The 11,890-nt window shown below is 46.6% G+C and carries 12 protein-coding genes and 1 pseudogene; 6 read left to right on the top strand and 7 right to left on the bottom strand.

What is annotated here, in order from left to right:
* The first annotated feature begins 5 nt into the window (after nt 1-5).
* The 4 genes from rsxG (at nt 6) to gloA (ending at nt 2,482) form a co-directional block, all read left to right on the top strand.
* Nucleotides 6-635, top strand: coding sequence for an electron transport complex subunit RsxG (rsxG, locus tag EAE30_RS14065; RefSeq protein ID WP_123016483.1), 630 nt, complete (start codon nt 6-8; stop codon nt 633-635).
* Between the two features lies 1 nt (nt 636).
* A complete protein-coding gene (locus EAE30_RS14070; RefSeq protein WP_123016484.1) occupies nt 637-1,332 on the top strand; it encodes an electron transport complex subunit E in 696 nt (231 codons plus the stop codon).
* An 82-nt stretch (nt 1,333-1,414) separates the two neighbouring features.
* On the top strand, nt 1,415-2,056 hold the full coding sequence (nth, locus tag EAE30_RS14075) for an endonuclease III (RefSeq protein WP_123016485.1): 642 nt from the start codon (nt 1,415-1,417) through the stop codon (nt 2,054-2,056).
* 9 nt (nt 2,057-2,065) lie between these two features.
* A complete protein-coding gene (gloA, locus tag EAE30_RS14080; RefSeq protein WP_123016486.1) occupies nt 2,066-2,482 on the top strand; it encodes a lactoylglutathione lyase in 417 nt (138 codons plus the stop codon).
* Between the two features lie 78 nt (nt 2,483-2,560).
* Here the strand turns inward: gloA and motY are convergent.
* Nucleotides 2,561-3,382: pseudogene (gene motY, locus EAE30_RS14085) on the bottom strand (flagellar protein MotY); the annotation flags it as partial.
* Between the two features lie 346 nt (nt 3,383-3,728).
* On the opposite strand from motY, the gene rnt reads away from it, so the two are divergent.
* Complete coding sequence (rnt, locus tag EAE30_RS14090) at nt 3,729-4,406, top strand: ribonuclease T (protein ID WP_123016488.1); 678 nt, start codon at nt 3,729-3,731, stop codon at nt 4,404-4,406.
* A 42-nt stretch (nt 4,407-4,448) separates the two neighbouring features.
* A complete protein-coding gene (locus tag EAE30_RS14095) occupies nt 4,449-5,774 on the top strand; it encodes a Na+/H+ antiporter family protein (RefSeq protein WP_123016489.1) in 1,326 nt (441 codons plus the stop codon).
* A 142-nt stretch (nt 5,775-5,916) separates the two neighbouring features.
* On the opposite strand, the gene purF is transcribed toward EAE30_RS14095, so the two are convergent.
* From purF to truA, 6 genes are all read right to left on the bottom strand, one after another.
* Entirely contained in the window at nt 5,917-7,428 is a 1,512-nt protein-coding gene (gene purF, locus EAE30_RS14100; RefSeq protein ID WP_123016490.1) for an amidophosphoribosyltransferase, read from the bottom strand.
* A gap of 33 nt (nt 7,429-7,461) precedes the next feature.
* On the bottom strand, nt 7,462-7,953 hold the full coding sequence (locus tag EAE30_RS14105; protein WP_123016491.1) for a CvpA family protein: 492 nt from the start codon (nt 7,951-7,953) through the stop codon (nt 7,462-7,464).
* A gap of 63 nt (nt 7,954-8,016) precedes the next feature.
* A complete protein-coding gene (locus EAE30_RS14110; RefSeq protein WP_123016492.1) occupies nt 8,017-8,601 on the bottom strand; it encodes an SPOR domain-containing protein in 585 nt (194 codons plus the stop codon).
* Complete coding sequence (folC, locus tag EAE30_RS14115; RefSeq protein WP_123016493.1) at nt 8,602-9,879, bottom strand: bifunctional tetrahydrofolate synthase/dihydrofolate synthase; 1,278 nt, start codon at nt 9,877-9,879, stop codon at nt 8,602-8,604.
* A 44-nt stretch (nt 9,880-9,923) separates the two neighbouring features.
* Nucleotides 9,924-10,844, bottom strand: a complete 921-nt coding sequence (accD, locus tag EAE30_RS14120; RefSeq protein WP_123016494.1) for an acetyl-CoA carboxylase, carboxyltransferase subunit beta — start codon at nt 10,842-10,844, stop codon at nt 9,924-9,926.
* Nucleotides 10,845-11,017: 173 nt separating this feature from the next.
* On the bottom strand, nt 11,018-11,818 hold the full coding sequence (truA, locus tag EAE30_RS14125) for a tRNA pseudouridine(38-40) synthase TruA (protein WP_123016495.1): 801 nt from the start codon (nt 11,816-11,818) through the stop codon (nt 11,018-11,020).
* Nucleotides 11,819-11,890: the final 72 nt, after the last annotated feature.

An 11,890-nucleotide genomic window follows, 5' to 3' on the forward strand; every position in this document is an offset into this window, starting at 1 on the left:
AACGTATGCTCAATGCTATTCGTAAAAATGGCGCCATCCTAGCCATTTTCGCTTGTGCCTCAACGGGGGTTGTCGCTCTAACTGACTATTTCACGCAGGATAAAATTCAAGAGCAAGAGCAGGCTCAACTGCTCTCAATTTTAAATCAAGTCGTGCCAAAATCATTGCATGATAATACGCTGTCGAATACCTGTGCGATGATCCGTGATCCACAGCTCGGTACCACGAAAGCCATGCCCGCTTATTTTGGTACAAAAAATGGTGAATTGTCCGCGATTGCCATTGAAGCCATCGCGCCAGATGGCTACAACGGCGCCATCAAAATCATTGTTGGGGTCAATACTCAAGGTGTCATTACTGGCACTCGTGTGCTTGCTCAAAATGAAACCCCCGGCCTCGGTGATAAGATCGACTTGCGTGTGACCGATTGGATTTTAAGTTTTACGGGTAAAACGGTCACCGAGCAAAACTATGACACTTGGAAAGTCCGTAAAGATGGTGGACAATTCGATCAGTTTACCGGAGCGACAATTACGCCTAGAGCCGTCGTAAAAGCGGTACGCAATACGGTTGAGTTCGTCAAACAAAACCGTGAAAAACTGTTTGCTCAAGCTCACCAATGTGAGGTCAAATAAGATGGATACGAATAGAAAACTACTCAAAGATGGCATGTGGGATAACAACCCAGCTCTCGTGCAGTTATTAGGTCTTTGTCCCTTACTGGCGGTCTCATCGACCATCACCAACGCGCTCGGGTTAGGCATTGCCACGCTACTGGTTCTCGTTGGCTCCAATGTCATTGTTTCTCTCGTCCGTGACCATGTGCCGAAAGAAGTACGAATTCCGGTGTTTGTTATGATCATTGCCTCGCTGGTGACTTGCGTGCAATTACTGATGAATGCCTACGCATATGGGCTCTATTTATCTCTAGGCATTTTTATTCCACTGATCGTCACCAACTGCATTATCATTGGCCGAGCGGAAGCCTTCGCCTCGAAAAATGATGTGCTGCCGTCCGCTTTAGACGGTTTTTGGATGGGGCTGGGGATGACAAGTGTGCTCGTCGTACTTGGGGCCTTAAGAGAGATCATCGGCAACGGCACATTATTTGATGGGGCCGATTTATTACTTGGTGATTGGGCGACGTCACTGCGTATTGAGGTTTTTCATTTTGATAACAGTTTCTTACTGGCCTTACTCCCCCCGGGTGCTTTTTTCGGTGTTGGTTTACTCATCGCCCTCAAAAATGTCATTGATAAACGCATTGCGGAACGTCAACCACAACAAGATAAACCGGAAATTGAACGGGCGCGTGTGACCAACGTAGGATAGTGTTCTATCAACACCACATAATAATAAACCTTCGCGTCATGATGTCATCGTCCTGACGCGGCTCGGACTGAAAGCTGCCATCATGAATAATATAAAACGCCGTGAAATTCTCGAGCGACTTCGAGAAAACAACCCACATCCAGAGACAGAACTGAATTGGCAATCGCCTTTCGAGTTACTGATCGCTGTGTTATTGTCAGCACAAGCAACGGATGTGAGTGTTAACAAAGCCACCGCCAAGTTATATCCGGTTGCAAACACACCGGAATCAATCTTGGCTCTTGGGGTTGATGGTGTAAAAGACTACATCAAAACCATTGGGCTATTTAACTCAAAAGCGGAAAACGTGATTAAAACATGTCAATGTTTGGTCGATTTGCACGGCGGTCAAGTGCCAGAAGATCGCGAGGCATTGGAAGCGCTGCCGGGCGTAGGACGTAAAACCGCCAATGTGGTATTGAATACCGCATTTGGTTGGCCAACCATTGCGGTCGACACGCATATTTACCGGGTCTCAAACCGAACCAAGTTTGCGATGGGGAAAACGGTGGATGACGTGGAAGCTAAGTTATTAAAAGTGGTTCCAAAAGAGTTTAAAGTGGACGTCCATCATTGGTTAATCCTACATGGACGCTACACCTGTGTGGCAAGAAAGCCACGCTGTGGCAGTTGTATTATCGAAGATCTTTGTGAATACAAAGACAAAATTTATCCGGAAGATTAGGAGCACATAATGTCGAACAATCGTATTTTACACACAATGCTACGTGTTGGTAACCTTGATACCTCTATCGAGTTCTATACCAATATCATGGGCATGAAGCTGCTACGTAAGAGTGATAACCCTGACTACAAATACACCCTCGCCTTTGTGGGTTACTGCGACGAATCAGAAGGTGCTGTGCTCGAATTAACGTATAACTGGGGTCAAGACAGCTATGACCTTGGTGACGGCTATGGCCATGTGGCTATTGGTGTTGATGATATCTATACCACCTGCGATAACATCAAAGCTGCGGGCGGAACTGTCAGCCGTGAGCCGGGACCAGTAAAAGGCGGCACCACGCATATTGCTTTTGTACAAGATCCTGATGGCTACAAAATCGAGCTTATCCAAAACTCACAAGCCAGCAAAGGCTTAGAAGGCTAAGTGGCTCAATCGACTTACAAAAAAGTGGCCTGCTGGCCACTTTTTTTTTGCTCGATACTTAACACCACCACGACGCGATTAGTAAAGCTTGTCCGTACGTCCCAAGGAAATCACCACACGGCGGTTCTTGGCTTTGCCAATCGGCGACGAATTGTCCGCTACTGGTCGACGTTTACCATAGCCTTGCACTTGAATTCTGTCTTGCGCTAAGCCTAACGATTCAAAGTATTTACGTAGTTTGATCGCTCGTCTATCAGATAAATCCTGACTGACATCTTTTGTCATGGCAGCACCGGTATATGTTGCCACTAACACCAAATCAATATCTTGATTGTAACGAATATAGTTGGCAATTTGCTGCAAGCGCTTTTGCGATGCTTTATTAAGCTCAACACTGTCACCTGCATCATAGTGTAAAATCGTAAACGAAATGTCTTCAAAACTATAAGGCAATAAATTTGCCAAGCAATGGCTAAATGCGGTGTATTTGTCTTGGAACAAAACCGAAGAAAGCGCCACAGAAATATGTTGCCCAGAGTTATGCCAATCTTGGAAATTAAACGTTGGGTAATTACCATGTTCGAGCTCACTGAGCATCGACCACGCGGTTTGTCCGCCAACATACCCATCAAATTGCTGGTAGAACTTCAATTGACTCATGCGCATAGCAGCGTCACCTGGACGCCACGCGGGCGGCATCGATACTAAACTGACGGGTTCCGTCTTACCCATAGGGCGCAACATTTTCAGCTCAAAGTCTAAATTGATTTTTTTACTGGCATGAGAAGAAAATACCGCAGTGCCGTAATGCGGGATCGGATGTACCAGACGACACTCTAGTGGCGTATTTTCTGCCATGGTCCATGTTGACTGCTCTGGCTTGGCAACGTAGTGCTGCTCAAATGCAAGGGCATGCCATGACATCATCATGAATAATGCGCCTAGCCCATACATCACCCTGTTTTTCATAACTTTCTTCTCTTCAGTGTGCCGTTCACGATAGGCAGCAAATTGCCGACCCCTGATGTGCCTTTGGAATTATGCAATAATCTAGCCAAAACTCCTTGGAGATAGCGCATTCGCAACAATATATCCGCCATTGTACCCCGTCGCTTTGGTGCCTTATCTGGCCGACTTTGTCTCCACCCAAGAGAGCCAAATTAATTCGCACAAACCCGCCTGATTGGTTTTTCTTATTCCCAGAATCTGTAATAATGCTGCCCTTGTCACACCTATTAGAGTAAACATGAACGAAATAGATGAAAGATTGACACTAAAGAAGCGCTTTCGCGGCTATTTTCCTGTGGTCATTGACGTAGAGACCGCCGGATTTAACTCGCACACGGATGCATTACTTGAAATTTGCGCAGTCACGTTACGCATGGATGAACACGGTGTCCTTCATCGGGCTTCTACCCTTCATTTTCATGTCGAACCTTTTGAAGGTGCCAATATTGAAAAAGCGGCATTAGAATTCACAGGGATTCATGACCCTTTTAGCCCTCTACGTGGCGCAGTCAGTGAAGAGCATGCTCTCAAAGAGATCTACAAGCTGATCCGTAAAGAACAAAAAAATGCCGGATGCAACCGGGCGATTATGGTGGCACATAATGCAGCGTTTGATCACGGCTTTGTTATGGCGGCAAATGAACGGAGTCATTTGAAACGCGTGCCGTTTCATCCGTTTGCCACTTTCGATACGGCAACACTCAGTGGCTTAGCTTATGGACAAACAGTCCTTGCCAAGGCCTGCCGTGCTGCAGGTATGGCGTTTGATAATAATGAGGCCCACTCTGCGTTATACGATACGGAGCAAACGGCAGAGTTATTTTGCCGAATTGTGAATAAGTGGAAAGCATTAGGCGGATGGCCGATACCTCCAGCAGACGACAGCACACAATCCAATGACGAAAGAGAAGACTAAGGTCATCGATTTAACCCAGTGAACTAATTAATTGAGACATTTATGAACCCAGTAATAATTTCTGTTTGCATCATGCTGTTATTAGCATTGGTGCGAGTCAACGTCGTCGTCGCACTGACATTCAGTGCCATCGTCGGCGGATTGATGTCCGGCATGAGCATTACCGATACCGTCGCCGCATTTGAAGGCGGACTCGGTGGTGGTGCCACGATTGCATTAAGTTATGCCATGCTTGGCACGTTTGCCGTAGCGATTTCTCGCTCAGGCATTACCGACCTACTCGCACAATCGGTCATTAAAAAACTGCACGGTAAAGAACACGGTGTGGCAACAACTGGCCTGAAGTATGGCGTTTTAGTTGTATTTCTTTTGATGGCGGTGGCTTCTCAGAACATCATTCCTGTACATATCGCCTTCATCCCTATTTTGATTCCACCTCTGTTAGGCGTATTGGCAAAACTGAAACTGGATCGCCGTCTTGTTGCGTGTATTCTAACCTTTGGTTTGATCACCCCCTATATGGTGTTGCCGGTCGGTTTTGGTGGCATTTTCTTACATAACATTCTCCTTAAAAATCTGCGTGATAACGGATTAACAGACATTACCGCGGCGCAAGTGCCAATGGCAATGATGTTACCTGGTTTCGGCATGGTTGCTGGCCTACTTATTGCCGTATTTATCAGTTACCGTAAACCCCGTCATTATCGTGAAACTCAATTTACCCAAACAGAAACGAAAGCCGTGACCATTAATAAACGTCACATTGTGGTGGCCGTTATCGGCATTGTAGCGGCCTTGAGTGTGCAACTGCTGACCGGTTCAATGATCATCGGTGCACTGGCTGGCTTTATGGTGTTTACCTTTGGCGGCGTGATTGCTTGGAAGGAAACCCATGATGTGTTCAATCAGGGGGTTCATATGATGGCCATGATTGGCTTTATCATGATCGCTGCAGCGGGATTTGCCGCCGTTATGAAAGACACAGGTGGCGTCGAAACACTCGTTCAGGCCGTCTCGAGTAATATCGGCGATAACAAGCCGTTAGCCGCACTATTGATGCTCGTCGTTGGCCTACTGGTTACCATGGGAATTGGTTCATCATTTTCCACTATTCCAATTATCGCTACGATTTATGTGCCCCTAGCGCTGGCTTTTGGTTTCTCACCGATGGCCACCATCGCGCTCGTCGGCACGGCGGCAGCGTTAGGTGATGCAGGCTCACCGGCGTCGGACTCAACCTTAGGGCCAACATCGGGTCTGAATGCCGACGGTCAACATGAGCATATTTGGAACACCGTTGTTCCCACCTTCTTACACTACAATATCCCACTGATTATCGCGGGCTGGATTGCCGCTATGGTCCTGTAGCCGAAAAATCTCGAGTCGTCGTTGATACTCGTTAGGCGTGAGCGTCAGGCGAGTATCATGACTCATCAACCGATACGCCGACTCTTACCCATAAAAAAAAGCAGCATCCTAGATGCTGCTTTTTTGTCTCTGTGAGGCACGTTTAACCTTCGTTGTGCATTTCCAGATTGACCAGCTCTTGCTGTATATCGCGCTCGAGCTTCGCGTCATCACTGCGCATCGACTCAAGAAACTCAAGGTAATTTTGATCAACATCGCCAGTTACATATTCGCCGTTAAATACCGATGTTTCGAACTGTTGAATATCGGGGTTACCTTCACCGACCGCTGCCACAAGATCATCTAACGTTTGGAAAATTAGGGCATCCGCACCAATTTGCTGACAAATCGCTTCATTATCACGGCCATGAGCAATCAATTCGTTCGCACTTGGCATATCGATACCATAGACGTTCGGGAAGCGAATTTCTGGAGCAGCAGACACCATATAGACCTTCTTCGCACCAGAGTCACGAGCCATTTCCACGATCTGCTCCGAAGTGGTTCCCCGGACAATCGAGTCGTCGACCAGCAAGACATTCTTCCCTTTAAATTCACTGCGAATCGCATTCAACTTACGACGAACCGACTTTTTGCGCTCTTGCTGTCCCGGCATGATAAAGGTGCGCCCTACATAACGGTTTTTCACAAACCCTTGACGGTACGGTTTATCAATGGCCTGAGCAATTTGCAGGGCAATATCGCACGAGGTTTCAGGAATAGGAATCACGACATCGACGTCCAAATCGGCATAGTCTTTTTGAATACGCTCACCCAGTTTTTTGCCCATTTCAACACGTGCACTGTATACCGACACTTTATCGATAAACGAATCAGGACGAGCAAAATAAACAAACTCAAAAATACAAGGATTTAGGACTGGAAAATCGGCACACTGTTTGGTGAATAACTGGCCTTCAAAGGTTGCGTAAATCGCTTCACCGGGAGCCACATCACGCACAAAGTCAAAACCAACAGCATCAAGCGCAACCGATTCAGATGCGACCATATATTCCGTGCGACCCGCAACGTCACGTTTTCCCAAACACAGTGGACGAATCCCATTGGGATCACGAAAGGCAATCATACCGTGACCGATAATCATTGCTACGACCGCATAGGCCCCTTTAATGGTGCGGTGCACATTGGTAATGGCTCGGAAGACATCATCTTCATTAATCATGCCTCGAACCGTATCGACTTCATGGGCCAATACGTTCAGTAGCACTTCCGAGTCCGATGTGGTGTTGACATGACGGCGGTCTTTCTCAAACACACGTTCACGAACTTCTTTGGCATTGGTCAAATTACCATTGTGCGCAAGCGTAATACCAAAAGGCGAGTTAACATAGAAAGGTTGAGCTTCTGAAGCGCTGGAGCTTCCTGCAGTGGGGTAACGAACATGACCTATTCCCACGGTCCCTTGCAAGCGTTGCATGTGTCTTGCTTCAAATACATCTTTGACCAATCCATTCGCCTTACGCAGACGAAAACGATTGCTTTCTATGGTACAAATACCCGCAGCATCTTGGCCACGATGCTGCAATACCGTTAAGGCGTCATAAATAGACTGGTTTACAGGGGTTGCGCCCACGATTCCAACAATACCACACATGTGCTAATCCTCGATTTTCGACTCTATCTGACGCTAATTAGCGCCAGATAGAAAACTTGATGTTGCCTGTAAGTGCTCAAAAAATGGTGAAATAATATGACTAAACTGAGGTACTAATTGCGAGTTTTTCCACCATACTGTTGCTGGTAATGCCGTAAAGGCATCCAGAAAAAACAAGACAGCAGACACAATTAATACCCCTCGCAGCGCACCAAACACCACCCCCAGAACTCGATCTGTACCAGACAATCCTGTCTTTTGCACCAGCTGCGCAATCACGTAGTTCACAATCGCCCCGACAATCAATGTTGCGACAAACAATGCGGCAATTGCAGCACCATTGCGAAACACCGGATCTTGGATGTTAGTAAAGTACACCGCTAGTTTGGCGTAATAGTGAGACGCAATAAAAAATGCCCCAAACCAAATCACCAAAGACACGGCTTCTCTTGCGAAACCTCGAACTAAGCTAATCAACGCAGACAGGCCGATCACACTTAAAATGACGATATCTAACCAATTCATATATTATTTACATCTTAAGTTGGCGCGCATTTTAACAGAAAAATACGCGACGCAAACGTTTTCTTATGGATTTAGTGGTTTAAATTTGAGCAATCGACCTTTAGCACCGGTTATTTTCTGCAATTCATCAAGCTGACGCTCTAGTTTACTCTTCGAAACATCCGGACCAATAATCACTCGGGTAAAACCGTTCTCTTCCTTCGTATGGGCTTGGTAACCACGTTTTTGTAAGTCTGCCACGACTTTCTTCGCGTTACTCGCATTTTTCAGTGCCATTAACTGAATGAGCCACGCACTATCTCGATAATCGTTTTTCTCGGGTTGTGACGTGATTTGGGTTTCCACCTCATCGGTACTCTCGGGTGAGGTAGATGAAGCATCAGAATCGGCAGACTCATTCGCTTGCGATGAGCGAGTCTGAGTCGTCACGGCTTTCACGGGTGCGTCTGGCAACGTTGCCTTATCGTTATCCGGTTCTATGACATCAAACGATCCCTTTTGCTCATCAGTCTGAGGCTTGATCGGAATACTTGCCACATCATCTTCATAATGACTTTTCTTTCCATCAAGAATATCTGGCAATACGATAACCCCAATGGCAACCAATACAATGGTTCCTACTAAACGGCATTGAAATTTACTGGCCATTTATGCTCCTCTATTTTGCCAATGCGACAAGACTTCGCCAACAGTGTGAAATGAACCTACCACCACTATGACATCCTGCTCTGAGACTTGTGTCAAGGCGGCTTCAAATGCCATCACTGGACTGGCAAATTCGGTCAACGTCTGGGTCGTATAGGGACGAATCGCCGCACAAAGCTCATCGGCAGTGGCGGCTCTGGGACCGGTTAAGGATGCGGGATACCAAGCAGCCACTTTCGGCGCTAACGTAGCCACGGTGGCCGCTATGTCCTTATCATGCAACATCCCAATCACAATATGGAATGACGCCTCAGGATAACGCTGCTGCAACTCATTCATTAAATACTGCGCCGAATGCGGGTTGTGTGCCACATCCAATAGTATGGTGGGCTTTTGAGAGAGTTGCTGCATCCGTCCTGGCAATTGGGCCTTTTTAAGACCGTTAGCGATATTGACATCCGAGATCGCTAACTCAGAGACACCAAGCGCCATCAAAGCTGTAGCCGCATTGGGCAGGGGCAGACATGGCAAAGGCAAATCAGTTAAATCAAAGCTTCCACTCCACCAGCGCCATGAGTGAGCACCAGTACGCTCATAATCAAATTGAATACCGACCTGATGGAATTGCGCCGCAATATCATCCGCATGAGCCGCTACGGTAGCTGGCGCTTTCGGCTGACCACAAATAGCCGGTTTACCACGACGAAATATCCCTGCTTTTTCAAAGCCGATGACATTGATGTCATCGCCTAACCAATCGACATGGTCTACGGCTAAGCTGGTGATGATGGACACATCATGATCAACCACATTCGTTGCGTCCAAACGACCACCTAAGCCGACTTCTAACAACACCACGTCGACCTGTTCTGTTTGAAAAAGTCGTAAGGCGGCTAACGTACCAAACTCAAAAAAGCTCAGCGAAATATCGCTACGTTGCTGTTCAATGAAAGAGAAAGCCTCGGTATGCTTTGTATCATCCAGCACTTGGCCATTGATACGGACACGTTCGTTGTATTGAATTAAGTGGGGAGAAGAGTATACGCCAACGCGGTAGCCAGCATCGAGTAAAATCGCTTCCATCAAGGCACACGTCGAGCCTTTGCCGTTGGTACCGGCCACGGTGATAACCGTTGGTGCGGGCTTGGTAAGCGCTGCGCGAATGGCAACTTGTGAGACTCGCTCCAAACCTAAATCGATGGAGGAGGAATGAATATGAGTTAAATAATCAAGCCACTCGCTCATTGGCGTAGTGGCTTGAGGTGTCAGGTTCTGTTTCATCTAACGTATAACCAATTAATTGAGTGGTTTAGTTAGCGTCTACTTTACCCTTTTTTATCCGCTTCTGGTACTGAATATGACTCTTGATCGTCGTTAACTTCTTCAACTTGAGTCGATTCATGGTTTGTCATCTTCGCCAATAAGCCAGACAAGCGCTTACGCATATCACGACGGTCAACGATCATATCGATCGCACCATGTTCAAGTAAGAACTCACTACGTTGGAAGCCTTCTGGTAAGTCTTCACGTACTGTCTGCTCAATAACACGACGTCCAGCAAAGCCGATCAGCGCCTTCGGTTCACCAATATTGATATCCCCTAGCATGGCTAAACTGGCTGATACACCGCCCATGGTCGGATCCGTCAGTACCGAAATAAATGGCAGACCTTTTTTCGATAAACGCTCAAGCGCGGCACTGGTTTTGGCCATTTGCATCAAAGACATCAACGCTTCTTGCATGCGTGCACCGCCGCTTGCAGAATAACACACCAAACCGCAGTTATTTTCCATCGCAGCATTAACGGCTTTGACAAAACGCGCCCCGACGACTGAGCCCATGGAACCGCCCATAAAAGCAAATTCAAACGCACACGCCACAACAGGCACGTTCATGACTTCACCTTTCATCACGATCAGCGCGTCTTTCTCACCGCTTTTCTTTTGTGCTGCACTCAGGCGATCTTTATAACGCTTCGAGTCTTTGAACTTAAGTTTATCTTGAGGTTCAAGTTCAGCACCAATTTCTACGCCGCTGTCAGGGTCAAGGAAAGTTTCTAAACGACGACGAGCGCTCATGCGCATGTGGTGATCACATTTAGGACAAACTTCTAGGTTTCTCTCTAACTCTGCATAATACAGAACCTGATCGCATGAAGAACACTTCGTCCATACCCCTTCAGGGATATTGGCTTTACGAGCAGTTACAATATGGGTTTTGTCTAAAATCTTTTCGAGCCAACTCATGGAAGACCTTTTACTCTCAACTCTCCCGCACCATCGCGAAAGATATAAAACAGAAACAAATGCGTGCGATTAAATCACATAAATAACGTGCTGTAGACAAAAAACTGGTTGTACCTATTTTTTCTCTGCAACCATCACGCATAACTTAGGTAGAATTTTACTCATCGTTCCTACTATAAGCGACTTAGCTCATCAGGTAAAAACAGCGGGCCGATGGGAACAATCGGCAATTCAAATTCTTGTGGGTAATCTACGTCAACTAAATACAACCCTGCCGCCTTGGCTGTTGCACCCGCTAAATTCCTATCTTTAGCCTGCAATAACCATTCAATCCATTCCGGTGGCTTTTCCTTTTTGCCAACAACCAATAAGCTGCCAACAATGTTCCTAACCATATGATGAACAAATGCATTGGCTTTAATATCTACCACCACATAATGATTATGGCGGCTAACGTTAATATGCATAATATTACGCCATGGACTCCTAGACTGGCAATGGGCTGCACGAAATGAAGTAAAATCATTTTCGCCTAGCAAATATTGCCCAGCTTGATGCATCAAAGCAACATCGAGTTCTCCATGATAATGACTCACGCCACTCGCCAGAATGGCTGGCCGATATGCGTGATTATAGATCACATACCGATAACGTCGTGCTGTCGCACTAAAGCGAGCATGAAATTCCTCGGGAACGGGTTTCGCCCATCTTACCGCAATATCTTTGGGCATGTTGGCATTGGCTCCCATCGTCCACGCCACCATTTTCCGATCAGCGGTTGTATCAAAGTGGACCACTTGGCCAGTCCCATGAACACCTGCGTCCGTACGACCTGCACACTGAACCTCAACCGGATGATTAGCGACGATAGTCAAAGCTTTTTCTAACGCTTCTTGAACGCTTTTTACGTCGCGCTGGCGTTGCCAGCCGTAGTAACGAGCACCATCATACTCAATACCTAAAGCGATTCTCATGATGTTATTCTCGTTGAAAATGGGGCAAGAAGTATAATCGCAATTCAACGAAATTTCTAATCAAGCGACAAA

It is taken from the genome of Vibrio zhugei, assembly GCF_003716875.1.
GTDB lineage: Bacteria > Pseudomonadota > Gammaproteobacteria > Enterobacterales > Vibrionaceae > Vibrio > Vibrio zhugei.